Source organism: Micromonospora sp. NPDC005161 (assembly GCF_053599855.1).
On record NZ_JBSFYQ010000077.1, the window covers coordinates 1 to 14987 of the forward strand.

At 67.4% G+C, this 14987-nt stretch carries 21 protein-coding genes and 2 pseudogenes; 14 read left to right on the top strand and 9 right to left on the bottom strand.

Features of this window, described 5'->3' with window-relative positions:
- Both ACWD5O_RS35350 and ACWD5O_RS35355 read right to left on the bottom strand, forming a co-directional pair.
- The coding region (locus ACWD5O_RS35350) for a transposase family protein (protein WP_450087977.1) at positions 1-185 on the bottom strand (185 nt) is incomplete at its 3' end.
- Positions 186-414: 229 nt separating this feature from the next.
- On the bottom strand, positions 415-642 hold the full coding sequence (locus ACWD5O_RS35355; protein ID WP_450087978.1) for an NUDIX domain-containing protein: 228 nt from the start codon (positions 640-642) through the stop codon (positions 415-417).
- On the opposite strand from ACWD5O_RS35355, the gene ACWD5O_RS35360 reads away from it, so the two are divergent.
- The gene (locus tag ACWD5O_RS35360) at positions 556-870 is read left to right on the top strand and encodes a hypothetical protein (protein ID WP_450087988.1); all 315 of its coding nucleotides are present in this window, start codon (positions 556-558) and stop codon (positions 868-870) included. The two genes, ACWD5O_RS35355 and ACWD5O_RS35360, sit on opposite strands and share 87 nt — an antisense overlap.
- 159 nt (positions 871-1029) lie before the next feature.
- Positions 1030-1813: pseudogene (locus ACWD5O_RS35365) on the top strand (transposase family protein).
- A gap of 7 nt (positions 1814-1820) precedes the next feature.
- Here ACWD5O_RS35365 and ACWD5O_RS35370 read toward each other — a convergent pair.
- Positions 1821-1967, bottom strand: a complete 147-nt coding sequence (locus tag ACWD5O_RS35370; RefSeq protein WP_450087979.1) for a hypothetical protein — start codon at positions 1965-1967, stop codon at positions 1821-1823.
- A 125-nt stretch (positions 1968-2092) separates the two neighbouring features.
- Here ACWD5O_RS35370 and ACWD5O_RS35375 point away from each other — a divergent pair, with 125 nt between their 5' ends.
- The gene (locus ACWD5O_RS35375; protein WP_450087980.1) at positions 2093-2662 is read left to right on the top strand and encodes an HIT family protein; all 570 of its coding nucleotides are present in this window, start codon (positions 2093-2095) and stop codon (positions 2660-2662) included.
- Here ACWD5O_RS35375 and ACWD5O_RS35380 read toward each other — a convergent pair.
- Both ACWD5O_RS35380 and ACWD5O_RS35385 read right to left on the bottom strand, forming a co-directional pair.
- Positions 2624-4078, bottom strand: coding sequence for a glucose-6-phosphate dehydrogenase (locus ACWD5O_RS35380; RefSeq protein ID WP_450087981.1), 1455 nt, complete (start codon positions 4076-4078; stop codon positions 2624-2626). The genes ACWD5O_RS35375 and ACWD5O_RS35380 overlap by 39 nt on opposite strands.
- Before the next feature lie 345 nt (positions 4079-4423).
- The gene (locus ACWD5O_RS35385) at positions 4424-4891 is read right to left on the bottom strand and encodes a YkgB family protein (RefSeq protein ID WP_450087982.1); all 468 of its coding nucleotides are present in this window, start codon (positions 4889-4891) and stop codon (positions 4424-4426) included.
- A gap of 33 nt (positions 4892-4924) precedes the next feature.
- Here ACWD5O_RS35385 and ACWD5O_RS35390 point away from each other — a divergent pair, with 33 nt between their 5' ends.
- Positions 4925-5146, top strand: a complete 222-nt coding sequence (locus ACWD5O_RS35390; RefSeq protein ID WP_354968174.1) for an integrase core domain-containing protein — start codon at positions 4925-4927, stop codon at positions 5144-5146.
- Between the two features lie 21 nt (positions 5147-5167).
- Here ACWD5O_RS35390 and ACWD5O_RS35395 read toward each other — a convergent pair whose 3' ends face one another.
- Complete coding sequence (locus tag ACWD5O_RS35395) at positions 5168-5602, bottom strand: hypothetical protein (RefSeq protein WP_450087983.1); 435 nt, start codon at positions 5600-5602, stop codon at positions 5168-5170.
- A 111-nt stretch (positions 5603-5713) separates the two neighbouring features.
- Between ACWD5O_RS35395 and ACWD5O_RS35400 the strand changes: the two genes are divergently transcribed.
- Positions 5714-5959 (top strand): hypothetical protein, encoded by a 246-nt coding sequence (locus ACWD5O_RS35400; RefSeq protein WP_450087984.1) that lies wholly within the window; start codon positions 5714-5716, stop codon positions 5957-5959.
- Positions 5960-5979: 20 nt separating this feature from the next.
- A complete protein-coding gene (locus ACWD5O_RS35405) occupies positions 5980-6390 on the top strand; it encodes a VOC family protein (protein ID WP_354968176.1) in 411 nt (136 codons plus the stop codon).
- Positions 6391-6409: 19 nt separating this feature from the next.
- Here ACWD5O_RS35405 and ACWD5O_RS35410 read toward each other — a convergent pair.
- Positions 6410-7302, bottom strand: a pseudogene (locus ACWD5O_RS35410) (IS5 family transposase).
- A 555-nt stretch (positions 7303-7857) separates the two neighbouring features.
- On the opposite strand from ACWD5O_RS35410, the gene ACWD5O_RS35415 reads away from it, so the two are divergent.
- The 6 genes from ACWD5O_RS35415 (at position 7858) to ACWD5O_RS35440 (ending at position 11929) form a co-directional block, all read left to right on the top strand.
- Entirely contained in the window at positions 7858-8514 is a 657-nt protein-coding gene (locus ACWD5O_RS35415; protein WP_354968177.1) for a TetR/AcrR family transcriptional regulator, read from the top strand.
- Between the two features lie 994 nt (positions 8515-9508).
- Positions 9509-10105: a sulfite oxidase-like oxidoreductase gene (locus ACWD5O_RS35420; protein ID WP_354968219.1), complete on the top strand. Its 597-nt coding sequence runs from the start codon at positions 9509-9511 to the stop codon at positions 10103-10105.
- Entirely contained in the window at positions 10075-10815 is a 741-nt protein-coding gene (locus tag ACWD5O_RS35425) for an FAD-binding oxidoreductase (protein WP_450087985.1), read from the top strand. Before ACWD5O_RS35420 ends, ACWD5O_RS35425 begins: the two co-directional genes overlap by 31 nt.
- Positions 10816-10817: 2 nt before the next feature.
- A complete protein-coding gene (locus ACWD5O_RS35430; RefSeq protein WP_450087986.1) occupies positions 10818-11111 on the top strand; it encodes a DUF6510 family protein in 294 nt (97 codons plus the stop codon).
- 154 nt (positions 11112-11265) lie between these two features.
- A complete protein-coding gene (locus tag ACWD5O_RS35435) occupies positions 11266-11676 on the top strand; it encodes a GNAT family N-acetyltransferase (RefSeq protein WP_354968180.1) in 411 nt (136 codons plus the stop codon).
- 85 nt (positions 11677-11761) lie between these two features.
- Positions 11762-11929: a hypothetical protein gene (locus tag ACWD5O_RS35440; protein ID WP_354968181.1), complete on the top strand. Its 168-nt coding sequence runs from the start codon at positions 11762-11764 to the stop codon at positions 11927-11929.
- Positions 11930-12144: 215 nt separating this feature from the next.
- Here ACWD5O_RS35440 and ACWD5O_RS35445 read toward each other — a convergent pair whose 3' ends face one another.
- Both ACWD5O_RS35445 and ACWD5O_RS35450 read right to left on the bottom strand, forming a co-directional pair.
- Positions 12145-13062, bottom strand: a complete 918-nt coding sequence (locus ACWD5O_RS35445; RefSeq protein WP_354968182.1) for an NADP-dependent oxidoreductase — start codon at positions 13060-13062, stop codon at positions 12145-12147.
- Between the two features lie 218 nt (positions 13063-13280).
- Positions 13281-13502: an SDR family oxidoreductase gene (locus ACWD5O_RS35450; protein ID WP_354968183.1), complete on the bottom strand. Its 222-nt coding sequence runs from the start codon at positions 13500-13502 to the stop codon at positions 13281-13283.
- A 426-nt stretch (positions 13503-13928) separates the two neighbouring features.
- Here ACWD5O_RS35450 and msrB point away from each other — a divergent pair, with 426 nt between their 5' ends.
- Both msrB and msrA read left to right on the top strand, forming a co-directional pair.
- On the top strand, positions 13929-14408 hold the full coding sequence (gene msrB / locus ACWD5O_RS35455; RefSeq protein WP_387330021.1) for a peptide-methionine (R)-S-oxide reductase MsrB: 480 nt from the start codon (positions 13929-13931) through the stop codon (positions 14406-14408).
- Positions 14409-14417: 9 nt separating this feature from the next.
- Positions 14418-14987 (top strand): peptide-methionine (S)-S-oxide reductase MsrA (msrA, locus tag ACWD5O_RS35460; RefSeq protein WP_450087987.1); only part of this gene is annotated, 570 nt, incomplete at its 3' end.

Consider the following 14987-nt stretch of genomic DNA (forward strand, 5'->3'; position numbering starts at 1 on the left):
ACGGCCGCGGCATCAGCAGGTAGATCAGCGACCCACTCACCGATCGCCGCGTACGAGCGGTAACCGGCAACGACCGCGCACACCGCCGCTGCGACGACGGTTACGAGAGCGTGCCGGACTCCGCGTCGGGCACGGGGATCGGGCAGGGAACCCAACGCGGCGAGCAGGCCGGCAGCCGAGGCCACGGCAGATGCCCCGGGCGGTGCGGTCGACAACGATGAGATCAGCGATGATGGCAACGCGGGCATGGCTCACTTCAGATAGATCAACAGGCCTCGAGAACCTTGATGATCTTCTGGAACGGCCATGCCCGCCCCGCTACCCACACCCAGGGCGCGTCTACACCAACCACCTCAAGCCGGACACCCCTCACGACTTTGCCGGGGCCCTGAGGGCCGTACGGACCGGTGCCGGTCAACGGCGCTGGAGTCTCCGGCCACTCGCCAGGTTGAAGGGGCGAAGTTCGCGGCGCAAGGCCGTCAACGGGTCCTCGCCGGGTTCGATGCCGCCGCCTGGTGCCGCCCATACGCCCTTCGCCTCGCCAGGCACCGCCGGGTGAGGGAAGACGAACCGGTACAGCAGGATGCGGTCGTCTTCGTCGAGCACGATCGCACGGACGGAGCGACGCAATTTCGGCGTCATGGTATGTCAGACGTGGCGGCGAGAACGATGATCGACACGTCTGGAGACTACCAATTCCGCTCGGTTTTTGTGCTTGGCCTTGGCGCGGTGCTCGCCGACCTCATTTCCCTGTCCCAACTGTGGTTGGCGATGCTGGCTTCCAGGTCGGCGATGCGGCGGTCGGCGAAGCGGTTGCTCTCGCGGGCAGCGGCCAGTTTGTCGGCAAGGCAACGGATCTCGGTTTCTTGATCGCGCATGGTGCGTCTGAGGGCGAGGTTCTCACTGAGCCCTTTTAAACCTGTTTTGCAGGTCAGCGCGGGTAGGCGGGGCCGCGGATCGATGAGGGCGAGGCTCCAAGTAAGACAGCAAATTGACCAAAACCCGATGCCCCGACCGGGAGCCTCACCTGTGCTGTCTTACCCGTCCACCATCTCGTTGTCCAGCCGGACGCTGAACCACTTCGCCGAGCGCATCCGCAGCCACCGCACCGAGCGCCGATCCCGGTGGCGACGCCTCGACGCGGGACGACAGGCACTGCTCGCTCTGGCTCACCGGCGCAACGGTGACACCTACACCCGACTGGCCGCCGAGTTCAAGATCGGCGTGAGCAACCGCATGGCGATACGTGCAGGAAGCGATCGCTCTGCTCGCGACGGCCGCTGACGACCTGGCTTCTGCCATGGACCGGATCCGCCGGCTCGCGTACGCGATCCTGGACGGCACCCTGATCCCGATCGACCGGGTCGCCGACCAGGAACCGTACTACTCCGGCAAACATAAGCGACACGGCGTGAACGTGCAGGTCATCGCTGATGCGGTTGGTCGCCTCTTCTGGGCTTCGCCAGCGCTGCCAGGCTCGGTCCACGACCTGACCGCGGCCCGAGCCCACGGCATCATCGATGCGCTGACCAGGGCCGAGGTGATGACCTTCGCCGATAAGGGATATCAAGGCGCCCGCGGCAGCGTGCGCACTCCCTTCAAGCGGCGTCGCTTCCGACGAAAGCTGTCACGCCGGCAGAAGGTCGTCTACCAGGCTCACGCGAAGAGCCGCGCCCGCGGCGAACGCGCGATCGCCACCCTCAAGACCTGGAAGATCCTCGCCAAGCTGCGCTGCTGCCCACGACGGGCGACCGCGGTTGTGCAGGCCATCCTCGTTCTGCATCATGTCCAAGCCAACCGCTACGCAGGTTGAGAAGGGCTCAGTGGTGGCCGGCGGACAGCCGCTGAGCATCCCGGCGGTCGCGACGACCAGCATCTCGGCGTCCCTCGCGGGTGGACTCGAAGTCCTTCGTCACCTCGTCCTTGTGGCCGGCGCCGCTCATCGTCGAGAACAGGTCCTCGACCATGAACGCCCACCGCTCGTCGAGGGTCCACAGTCAGCTGCGGAGACCGAACCCGTCACACCGCGACCGTCGATCGCCCGACCCTCACCGGGGCCTACCGGGTTGGGGCCGCGCACTAGTGTTCGATGATGGACTGCTACACCTGCCACAACACTCAGCAGTTCGGCACCCTGCCGGCACGTGAACTCGTCGCCGCCGACGAGCACTGGCGGATCGCCCATGCCTTTGAGACGGCTTTGCCGGGGTGGCTGGTACTCGTCCCGCGCCGGCACGTGGACTCGATCGCCGACCTGACCGACGCTGAAGCGGCCAGCCTCGGCACCTGGCAGGTCCGGCTCTCCCGAGCCCTGCGGATCGTGACCGGGTGCGCGAAGACCTACGTGGTGCAGTTCGCAGAGAAGGAGGGCTTCGCCCACGTCCACTTCCACGTGGTGCCACGAATGCCCGATCTCCCCGACGACCGCCGCGGCCCGCGCATCTTCGCCTACCTGGGCGCGTCGGAGGAACAACGCGTCAACGAGCAGCAGCAAGACGAACTCGCTACAGAACTCCGCGCTCAGCTCGGCCGCGGCGGCGCGCCGCCGCTGCGCCCGCGCCAGGGTCTCGCTCCCCCCGTCCATCCCCAGCTGCCCGCGGCGGCTGCCGAGAGCAGTGACATCTCAGTGAAGACCGACCTCGCCGGGCGCGGGGGCCAGTAGGGAGTCAGCCGGGCCGCGGCTACCGGCCGGGTACTCCTGTAACGGCACCGCTCCCGCCCGCCAGGCTTCGAGCACCGGCTCCACGATGCGCCAGCATTCCTCAGCGGTGTCGCCCCGCACCGACAGCGTCGGGTCGCCGTCGAAGGCGCCACGAAGCACCTCCCCGTACGGCGGCAGGTCGCCGGGGCCAAAGTGCGCCACCAGCTGCACCTGATCAAGTCCCAAGGGTTCCCCCGGGCCGTTGATGTTGACGTCGAGGCCCAGCTGGTCCGGACCGAAGCCAATCCGCAGCCGGTCGGGTTGCTCGTATCCGGAGAGGCCGGTGGGCACCCGCGGAGGTTGTCTGAAGGTGACGACGGCCTCCTTGCGCCGGCCGGCCAGCGCCTTGCCGGAGCGCAGTCGAAACGGCACACCCGCCCACCGCCAGGTGTCCACGGCCAGCACCACCTCCGCCAGGGTTTCGGTCCCCCGGGCCGGGTCGATGCCGGGCTCGTCGGCGTACGCGGGCAGTCGCCGCCCGTTCACCTCCCCCGCCGTGTACTGGGCCCGCCCGCTCCACCGCACCGGATCGCCGTCCCACACCCTCGTGGCCCGCAGCACCTGCGCCTTGCGGCCCCGCAGTTCCCTGGCGTGAAGGGTGGGCGGCGCATCCATCGCCATCAACGCGAGGACCTGCAGCAGGTGACTCTGCACCATGTCGACGAGCGCGCCCGCGCCGTCGTAGTAGCCGGCCCGGCCCTCCAGGCCCAGGGCCTCGTCGAAGACGATGTCCACGCAGGCCACGTGCGCGGCGTTGAGCACCGGTTCGAAGATCCGGTTGGCGAAGCGCAGACCGAGGATGTTCACCACCGTGGACTTGCCCAGGAAGTGGTCGATGCGGTGTACCTGGTCCTCCGGCACCAGCCCGGCCAGGATGTCATTGAGCGACCTCGCCGAATCGGCGTCCGTACCGAATGGTTTCTCCAGCATCAGCCGGGTACCGGGCGGCAGACCGATGCGGGCCAGCGCTGCGGCGGCCCGGGCCGTGATCACCGGCGGCAGGGCGAAGTAGATCACCAGCTGGTTGTGGCAGGCGGCCAGCAGCCGCCGCAGGTCTTCCTCCCCGGTAACGTCGGCACGCAGGTAGCGGGTGGTGCGGACTATCTCGGTCTCCCGAGGCCCGTCCGCCCCCACCGTCGCGAAGGATTCGGCCACGCGGCGACGCCACCGCTCGTCGCCCCAGTCGTCCCTGCCGCTGCCGATCAGCGCAAGGTCCGGCTGGGCGCCCGTGGCCACCAGCCGACCCAGCCCGGGCAGGAGCAGGCGCTCGGCCAGGTCACCGGTGGCGCCGAGCAACAGCAGCGTCTGGGGTTCGGGGTCCCCGGGGGCGGGACGGTCGGCCACGGAATTGGCGGCGCTCGGGGTCGATGTCGTCATGCACCCACCATGCCTTGCCGGTCGGGTGGGTACGCGCCCGTTTGCCCGGATTTATCTGGTCGTCGCGCATCGGAGGCCGGCTCGATCTATGGCGGGATCAGCGCCCTGGGTAGTCCGCGTCAAGTCGGGCGTCGATTGTGACCTCACAGCACGACCGTGTACTACCGCGACGACGCCGTCGCGGCGCTGGCTGGCGCTCACGATGCCCGCCTCAACGCCCGGCCGTGCCGGTGTGGCTGACACAGCCGACCGGGAGCGCGGTGCCGCTGCCTTCTCGCTGCCCTGCGTCGGCCCAGGCGCTGTCATTGTCGTACGCGTCCAGCGCTCCGAGCGGACTGCCGGGCATTATCGGTGGCGGGCGACGCGCAGCGACTCGGCAGCTATCAGGAGCGCCGCACCGAGGAGCACTGTGTCCTTCAACAGGAATTGCCCCAGCTGAGAAAGGCTGTACATCCCCTGCCCTTCCTGCCGAGTCCCGGGTGCCGTGGCCAGGAAACTGAGCGTGGTGAGGAACATCCCCGCCGCCCCGAAGCTACCGATCGCCGACGCTCTGGGCGCAAACGGCTTCGCGGCGATCAGAGAGCCCACGGTGATCTCCGTGACACCGATGAGTCGGTTGAGCTTTTGTGCGCCCAGCTTTTCTCGGAGCCGCGAGAACAGCGGACTCGAGGTGACCAGGGGTTCGTCGTTTTCGACCTCGTACTGCTTGAATTTGAGCGCACCGATCCACAAGATGTTCGTCGCCAGTGCGGAGCGCAGGACCGAGAAGCCTACGGAAGCGAGGTCATCGGCCGAGGCGTGTCGTGTGCCCATCGCTCGCTCCTAGTCGCTGTGTCGACGGTCGGCGTGCCGGGGACCATTACCCGCTGGGACCCGCCACACACCGAGGACGTGCCGGTCTGGCCCGACTTGGACACCGTCCAAGCCGCCGTCGACGCCGTTCGGCACGAATACAACACCAACCGGCCGCACCAGTCCCTGAAGATGGCCGTCTCCGCCGACCGCTTCACCCCCGCCAAGGCTGCCGAGGAGATGGTGCCGGTGAAGCTGCCTCCCCGGCTCACTTAACCCGTCGACCAGACCCTCGTCTCACCGTCGCCTCCGGTCCCGGCGCCGGTTCAGGTGGTGGCGGGGGCGGTGAAGTTCGACCGGGTGGTGCCACCGTCGGGGAATCTGCAGGTGGCAGGTAAGCAATTCTGGCGGCCCGGCCTGCTCCGGTGTGACGGTCACGTCCTGGGCAGACACCGATGTCATCCATCTCCTGATCGCCGGCGTCCGGCTCAAGTCAGTGCGCTCCCACCTGTCCGCCGCCGACCTCGCTGCGCTGCTGCGCCAGGAGGCCGTCCCGCTGGTGAGCCGCCGTTGCCGCCGGCGCCACCGGGTGAAGCGGTCCAGGTCGACCGAACCATCAGCCGGGCAGGTCGCGTTTTCCTGGGCCAGCACATCGTCCTGGCCGCCGAGATCCTCGGCGGGCAACGCGTCGGCATCCGCAGCGATGACAAGACCAGCTTCTTCGACCGACACCCGCTAGCTGCCGCGCACCCGACCCAACCCGCTCACCCCCGCCGAGGTAGCCCGCCTGCGCGACGCCCGACCCGCCGGACCACCCCCGCAACCCGGGGCCGGACCGGTGCGGTGCAGCGGCGGGCCTCCAACAGCGGGCTCGTCACGGTCGTGGGGCAGAAAGTCGCCCTCGGCCGCGTCCACGCCGGCAAGAACGTCACCATTGATATCACCGACACCGAAATGGCCGTCGCGTGCGATGACAGCATCCGCACGGTCCGGCGCAGTACCGACCAGTTCGTCCGCAATCTGAAAGCCAGCGACCTCGCAAAGTGGCCGCCGATGCCTAGGGCCTGTCTCAAACTCCGGCTTATTTGATCTTGTGGCAAGATCGCCGGATGCTGCAACTCACCGATTTCATCATCGACTGCCCGGACACGATGGCGCTGGCAGCCTTCTATTCAGAGGTGACGGGTCGCCCGGTCAAGGAGGGCAGCCACGGCAACTGGGCCGGTATCCGGTTCGGCGAGATCGAGCTGGCCTTCATCCGGGTGGAGGACTACCGCGCCCCGCAGTGGCCCGACAGCGAGCACCCCAAGCAGTTCCATCTCGACTTCGAAGTCGACGACATCGAGGCCGAACAGAGCCGCGTCCTGGCCCTCGGCGCGACCCTGCAGCAGGACTCCATCGGCCCCGACGGCTACGGCTGGCGCGTCTACGCCGACCCCGTCGGCCACCCGTTCTGCCTCTGCCACAACAAGGGTGTCACCTGGACCGACCAGGGCCCCATCTGGCCCAAGAGCGAGTAGAGCGTGTATCTGAAGTGGGTCAAAGCCATTCGTTGATCGCGGCGATGTGTACGACGGCCGCGTAGCGCACGGCAAGCTTGTCGAAGCGCGTGGCGACGCCGCGGTTGCGTTTGAGCCGGTTGATGCCGCACTCCACAGCGTGACGCTGCTTGTAGGCATCGCGGTCGAAGGCAGGTGGCCGTCCGCCCTTCGACCCTCGCTTACGGCGGTGAGCGTCTTGGTCGGCTTTGCTCGGGATAGTCGCCTTGATCCCGCATCGGCGCAGATAGGCGCGGGTCGCCCGAGAGGTGTACGCCTTGTCGGCCAGCACCCGGTCAGGCCGGGTCCGGGGCCGGCCACCGGTCGGGCGGGGCACACGGATGCTGGCCAGGACCGCGATGACCTGTGGGCTGTCTCCGCGTTGCCCAGCAGTCAACACGATCGACAGCGGCTTTTGGCCCTGCTCGCAGCCCAGATGAAGCTTCGTGGTCAGTCCGCCGCGGGACCGACCAAGAGCGTGATCGGCTGGCTCCACGTATACGCCACCAGGCGTTTCTGCCTGCAGATCCCCCTTTTCCGGGCGCCAACGGCATGCTGATGCGCTCGGGCAGTTGTCGAGTCCACAGACACGTCCCAGGTGATGCGGCCGGCCGCGTCCACGAGGGTCTGCAACGCGGTCATGATGCGGGCCCAGGTCCCGTCGCGCTGCCAGCGGCGGAACAACGCGTACGCCGCCGACCAGGAGCCGTAGCAGGCCGGGACGTCCCGCCACGGGGCACCGACCCGGATCCGCCACCGGATCGCGTCGATGAGCTGCCGTCTGGTCCATCGAGGTGGCCGACCGGGCCTGCGTGCGACCGGCAGCAGAGGCTGCAACACTCTCCACTGCGCGTCAGTCAGGTCGTGCCGCCTCGTCACCACTATGGTGTCCATGAGGTCTTCGTGCTGATGGTTCGTCTTGGTCGACAAACCATCTACCGGAGACCTCGCTGTTTACCGGTCCCGACGCGCCGTGTCCCCCACAACTACCGACACGGACTTCGATACGCGCCCTAGGACAGCAGTCTGGTCCAGTTCCCCGCTGCCGCTGAGAACCTCGCTGACGCCCGCGAGGACCTCCTCGCGTTCACTGGTTTTCCCCGTTGATTCCCTCTTGTTGCTTCATGGCCGCAGCCAAGTTCAGCTGCGGGTGATGCGCATGATGTGCAGACGCAGTCAACGAGCGATGACACACGCTGACCTCCGGCGCGCCGCTCACGACGCACCGCCGAGCAACTCCTGAGCAACAGCTTGCCGCAATGAGGACCAGACAGTCCAGGGAAGAATTCGCCCTGTTGATGCTCTCGCGGACATAGCACCCGTTCAACCGAGCAGGCGGTGCGTACGTTCGTCCTTCACCATCACGTCAATGCGACATAACGCTGGATGGACTCCAAGGTCCCATCCTCCATAGATTCTCTGGCGCGCGGCGCTAGATACACTTGACCGATGGGCGACGAGCAGGTGGCTGCGCCGACGAAGCAGCGGAGGATCAGTCAACGGGGCATCGCGACTCGAGAGCGGATCCTCGAGGCGGCGAACCGGCTGATGTTCGTGCGCGGAGTGAACGCGACGACCCTTGACGACGTCCGCGAGGCAAGCCAGACGAGCAAGTCTCAGCTTTACCACCACTTCGCCGACAAGCAGGAGCTCGTGCGCGCGTTGGTCAAATATCGAGGCGCGCTTGTGCTTCAGCGCGAGCGGGCAGGGCTCGAACGACTGAGATCGTTCTCAGGGCTGGTCCGGTGGCGTAACGCGCTGGTCCAGGCCAACTCGCTGAACAACGGCAAATACGGGTGCGGCCTCGGGTCGATGGCTGTCGAGCTGTCCGATCAAGATGAGCAGGCTCGATCGATGCTGTCGGAGACGTTTGCGGCATGGGGAAAGCTGATCAGTGATGGTCTGCACCGGATGCGGGACAGCGGTGCACTGCGCCAGGACGCCGACCCGGAGAAGTTGGCCACGGGGTTGATGGCAGCTTTGCAAGGCGGCTACTTGCTGGCGAACGCCGCGCACAACGTTGAACCCATGGAAGTTGCTCTGGACATGGCGCTGGAACACATCAAGTCGTTCCTCTTGGAACCGTCCGGCGAACCGACCCGTTAATTGAGCCCTTTTCAGCGGAGCCCCCGATCGACCGGTTCGCGACCAGGAGCCCTGCTCCTCCGGCAAGCACACGTGGCACGGCGTGAGCGTGCCAGTTCATCGCGGACGCGGCGGGTCGGCTGATCTGGGCATCGACGCGGCCGAGGAGAGTGCCCTGAGCCAGGAGTCGACCGACCTCACAGGAGAAAGCACCGAGCCGATCGTGATTCGACGTATGGCTCGAATCTCGTCCAGTCATCTGTACCGGCCGTCGTAGCGGACTCGGCTCCGGGTATCCGTGAAGCTGACGCCCACCCGCACTTCGTCCTCGACGATCCACCGAACCGTGTACGTCGCCCGGTACGTCGGCGGCCAGAATGAAGCGAAGGTCCCGTCACCCGTAACAGACCACTCGCCAGCTGACGGTGTGCCCCTGTCGACGTAGGTCGTCCGACCACCCGCCGTGAATGATTGAGTTGCACCGTCTGGGAACACAAGCCGTGCAGCGGTCAGGGCGGCGATCATGTCCACCGCAGCGACCGGCTGGCCATCGACAACGTTCCCACCGGAGGGAACAGGGTCCATCGAACTCTCCTGACATCGGGCACGACACCGGCCGCCGCCATCTCGCAGCGCTACGACATGTCCAACGACCAACTCGGAACAGTCTCTAGCCGCACTCTATGGACGCCATCGTCCATTATACTCTCGCTGCAGAGGCACCCATCAGATGACGGTGCACCGCCACGACCACCAGGCGCGCTGCTGCTTGCCCCGAATCACCGATGGCCAGCGAAGTTTGCCGACCGGCGCCATGGCAGCATACTCTGGACGAGATGGTCCAGTTCATATTCCGTGGATTGCGGGCGTTTACGCCCCCACCGCGGAGTTTCTCATCACCGGGGCATTCGCTGACGATGACGATATGGGCGGGTACCACATCGACATCCACCGGCCGAGTGGAAGCACGGGTGGCAGCGGGCTCGCGGCCGCCCGGCCACATGGGGAGGGGCGCATGGCATTGATCACACGCGGCTTCGGGGGCCGCAGACGCGACGACACCGACCTCCCGCCCGGCCAATACCGCACGGATGACTTCCCGGTGCTGTCGGCGGGACCGACACCGCGCATCGGCCTCGACCGGTGGGAGCTCGCCGTCATCACCGAGACCGGCGAGCGGAGCACGTGGTCATGGGCGGAGTTCACCGCCCTTCCTGCCGAAGAACCGACCGTGGACATCCATTGCGTCACGCACTGGTCGAAGTTCGGCACGCGCTGGCGAGGCGTGTCGGTGGACACGTTGCTGGCCGACGTCGAGACGACGGCCGAGTACGTCGTCGCCCACTCCTACGGCGGCTACACCACGAACCTGCCGCTCGAGGACCTTCTCGACGGCCAGGCCTGGGTGGCGTACGAGTTCGACGGTGAGCCGCTGGTTCCGGTGCACGGCGGGCCAGCTCGTCTCCTCGTCCCTCACCTGTATTTCTGGAAGAGCGCGAAATGGCTGCGCGCTCTGGAACTGCGTCTCGACGACGAGCCCGGGTTCTGGGAGACGGCCGGCTACCACAACTACGGGGACCCATGGCGCGAGCAGCGATACCTGGCAGACTGACCTGGCAGCCGGCGACCGTCGCCGCCACCCGCGCGGAGACTGCGACGGCGCGGACCCTGGTCCTCGACGTCGACGGCTGGACAGGTCACGTGCCGGGCCAGCACGTCGACGTCCGGTTGACGGCTCCCGACGGCTACACGGCATACCGCAGCTACTCGATCTCGTCCGCCCCGGGGCCCGACCGCCTCGAGGTGACCGTCCAGGCGGTGGCCGACGGTGAGGTCTCGCCGTACCTCGCCGACGTCGCAGAGCCGGGTGACCAGCTCGAGATCCGTGGGCCGCTCGGCGGCTGGTTCGTACGCCGACCCGCCGATCCGCGGCCGGCGTTGCTGATCGGCGGCGGAGCCGGCGTGGCGCCGCTGATGTCGATGGTGCGTGCGGCGACGAATCCCACCAGGCTGCTCTACTCGACGCGATCCCCGCTCGATGCGCTGTTCGCCGCGGATCTTGCAACTGCACGAGCCGCAGGCGATAGGCGCGTCGCAGTCACGTACGTCTATACCAGGGTCGCGCCCCCCGGCTGGCCGGCCCCACCCCGACGACTGGACGCGGACGCCCTCGCCCGCGTCGCCTGGCCCCGCGATGCCGACGCTGTGGCGTTCGTCTGCGGGCCCACCGGATTCGTTGAGACCGTTGCCGACCTCCTCGTCGAGATCGGCCACGATCCGGCGAACATCCGCACTGAACGTTTCGGACCCACCGGAGGATGACCATGTCGACCACCAACGTCGGAGCCGACGACGCACCCTGGGTGGACGGTAACGCCCTCGCCGGACCGCTCGGCGAGATCATGGGGACCGACCTCACCGTTGCCGAGCTCACCTGCGCCGGGTGCCGGACGCCCCGTCCGCTGGCCGCGATGCGCGTGTTCGACCGAGCGCCCGGCCTCGTCGCCCGATGTCCGGGCTGCGAGGACGTCGTCATGCGCGTGGTGCGCACGGCCGGCCGTGTCCTGGTCGACCTGCGTGGGTCGCTCGTCCTCAGCCTCCCGGTGCCGACTGCCTGAGCGCTAAGAATCCGCTCTATCGTGACGCATCCGGACGATGCCAACGTCTCCGACGTCGGTTAGCAATAGTCCGAGGCGGGATGCTCCTGCCACTTCATCCGAGCTGACTGGGCACTCCCAGGTCGCTGACCACACGCGAGATTCAGGAGACAACATGGCGGGCAACGCCGAGGACATGATCGCGTTGACCAGTACCGAGGAAGATCTGGGTGGCTCGAACCTGTCGGGAGCCACCGCGCCCGACGCGGAAGACCTCGTCATCACCGACAACAGTGAGCTCGGCATCTACGAGGCCGCGTTAGGGGGCCGGACAGCCGCTGGGCTCGTCTACAGCAAGGTCGGGAGCCGCGTCATACTGTTGGCGACATCCGTGCTCCCCGAGTTCCGGGGGAAGGGAGTAGCCGCCAGGCTCATCGGCGGCGTCCTCGACGAGCTGCGCATGCAAGGAAAGACCGCCACCGTCACGTGTCCGTTCGCGGCAGCATTCGTCAATGCTCGTCCGGAATATGCCGACGTTCTAGACCCGGCATCCCCGCGATCGCACACACCCGGGCATGGGCATTGAACACGCGTCGTCGCGTCTGAACGCGCGCCGACCGCTGAGAAGGTTCAGGCGTCCCCAACGGCGGGGTACATCGCGTGAAGGCTAGGTGGGCGCCGGCGGCGAGTACCGCGATGCGCTCGGCAAGCTCGTCGACGTCACGCTGGAGCAGCGCCAGTTGGCCAGGGCGGGCAAGGACTACGCGACGGCCGACGCGCTGCGGGACCGGCTGGCAAAGCCGCCAGCCGGGCCGCGGCCGCGCATTCGTGCACCGTAACGCCACCAACCGGGACTGTCTCTCGCCGAATGTGCTGGTGGTCTCCCGGCGGGCGCGGGCTGCGGACGCGTACGGGCACGTCCGCAGCCCAACCGGCGTGATCCCGGCGTTACGTTTCGAGGGTCAATCGCGGCCGGCCATGATTCGACGTCGGCGATAACGCCGGGTTGACGCTGATCCACAAGGAGGGCAGACCGCTCGCTGTCCCCGAGTCCTTACGGACGAACGCGGATGATCGTCTTCCCGGTGATCCGCTCGGTCGGATTGAAAGCGGCGACGGCATCGTCGAGGGTCGCGACCTTGCCGATGTTTGTCCGGAGTCGTCCGTCGCGCACCCGCCGGACGACCTCACCCAGTTGAGCGCGGTCGGGCTCGACGACGAAGTCGACCGCCAGGCCGTCGGCGGGCCGCGCCTCCGGCGGGCCGACGACGGACACCAGCGTTCCTCCGGCTCGAATCAGGCCTGCGGACCGCTTCCCGATGTCGCCGCCGATGACATCGAACACCAGATCGATTCCGCCGACGTCTTCGAGGACGTCGTTCTCGAGGTCGACGAACTCCTGCGCGCCGAAATCGAGCGCCGCTTGACGGTCGGCAGCGCGCCCGGTGCCGACGACGTGGGCGCCGGCCTCACGTGCGAGCTGCGTCACCATCGAACCGACTGCGCCGGCCGCTCCGTGCACGAGGACACTCTGCCCCGCCTGAAGGCGGCCGTGCTCGAACAGTCCCTGCCACGCGGTCAGGCCCGAGATCGGCAGGCTCGCGCCCACCGTGAAGTCGACGTCGCCGGGCAGCGGCGCGAGGTTACGCGCCTCGACGGCCACATACTCCGCCAGGGTGCCGTCGCGAGTCCAGTCCGTGAGGCCGAACACCCGCTGACCCACCGACAGTCCCGTCGTGCCATAGCCGAGAGCGGTGACCACTCCGGCCAGCTCGTGCCCAGGGATCGACGGCGTCCGGTCACGGCCGAGGCGGTCGGTCCAGGTCGAGGGCCACGCCAACTCAGTCGGGACGAATCCCGACGCATGAACCTGAACGACGACGTCGTTCAGCGCCGCGTCCGGCTCGGGCCGCTCCACCAGCGTCATCCCGGCCATTCCCGCGGCCTCGTCCGTCACTACAATCGCCTTCATCCGGCGCCTCCCTGTATCCAGTCCTCGTTTGCACGGGCACGAGGTGCACGTTTCGTTTCACCAGCATTAGCGGCGCCAGGCCTCGGTGTCTCACCACGTTGATCGGTAGCGGTTGTGGCGCGAGAGTGTCGAGGAACGAGCGCGATAGCGAAGTCGCCGGCAAGGCGGCGCCGGGGTCGAGGCCCCGCCGGCGCGATCCCGGCGTTACGTCTCGAGGGTCAGTTGCGGCCGGCCATGGTGCCGCCGTCGACCTCGACGATGGCGCCGGTCATCCAGCTCGACTTGTCCGACGGCAGGCATGACACCGCGTTCGCGATGTCATTCGGGCTGCCGGCCCCGACCTTTTCCTGGTCGCGGCCCGTGATCACGGCAATGCCGCCCCCGGCGACGACTCGGTGGGTCGTGGCGAGACCCATGCCGCTGCTGCCGCCGACGACCACGACCTTACGGCCCTCGAAACTTTCACTCACGACAGTTGGCCCCTTCCCCACCCGATCGCGATGTGTGTTGGCAGCACCCGGCGCCCCGAGAGTGGCGCGACGTCCGTAGAACTCGACGCCGGTAGGCACGTCGGACAGTTCGTCGCCAGCGGAGGCACCCAGTCGGACGCCCCGAACCTAGTCGCGGTAGAACTGGTCGGTCAAGTCCACTCTTGGGATCACGCCGGTGCTACTGGGGCGGCGACACCCCCCAGGCCACCCACCATAGCGACGCCACCCAGCCGGGCACTTCCGAAGAGTTTTCCCGGACTTGATGGTCCACGGAAGCCAAGGGCCGCGGGAATACAACCGGCCCGCAGGGTGTCTGTACAGGTGCGTTTCGCCTCGTTCCCCAGCTCCGCGCCGAAAGGCCGGGAAGGGAGAGCTGTGCCCCAGCAGACCCATTACCACAAGAACCCGGACGCCGTTTCGCGGCTTGACCCGGAGCAGTACCGCGTGACCCAGCAGGACGGCACCGAGCGCCCGTTCGCCAACGCCTACTGGGACAACCACGAGCCCGGCATCTACGTCGACGTCGTGTCCGGCGAGCCGCTGTTCGCATCGGTCGACAAGTACGACAGCAAGTCCGGCTGGCCGAGCTTCACGAAGCCGATCGCCAAGACGAACGTCGTCGAGAACGAAGACTCCAGCCACGGGATGATCCGGACTGAGGCCCGCTCGCTGCACGGCGACAGCCACCTCGGCCACGTCTTCAACGACGGTCCCCCCGACAAGGGTGGACTGCGCTACTGCATCAACTCCGCGTCGTTGCGGTTCATACACCTCGACGACCTGGCGAACGCAGGGTACGGCGAATACCGCACCCTGTTCACGAGTGACAGCAACACTGGCACCGACGACAAGTAAGGAGACGACGTGACCACTGAAAAGGTGATCCTCGCCGGCGGCTGCTTCTGGGGCATGGAGGAGCTCTTCCGCCACCAGCCCGGCGTCGTGTCCACGCGCGTCGGCTACAGCGGCGGCGACGTCCCGAACCCCACCTACCGCAACCACGGCACCCACGCGGAGTCCATCGAGGTCGTCTACGACACCGAGAAGACCGACTTCCGCGCGCTGCTCGAGTTCTTCTTCCAGATCCACGACCCCTCGACGAAGAACCGCCAGGGCAACGACATCGGCATCAGCTACCGCTCGGCGATCTTCTACATCAACGACGAGCAGAAGCGGGTCGCCGAGGACACGATCGCCGACGTCGACGCCTCGGGCCTGTGGCCCGGTAAGGTCGTTACCGAGGTCACCCCGGCAGGCGACTTCTGGGAAGCTGAGCCCGAGCACCAGAACTACCTGCAGACCTACCCCAACGGTTACACCTGCCACTTCCCCCGCCCAGTCGACGCTGAGGATCCGAGGCCCGCAGGACTCCCGGAAGCAGGTCGTCGACTCCTCGGTCCAGCGCAGCCAGCCCACCGGCGCGGCGATCCGGAA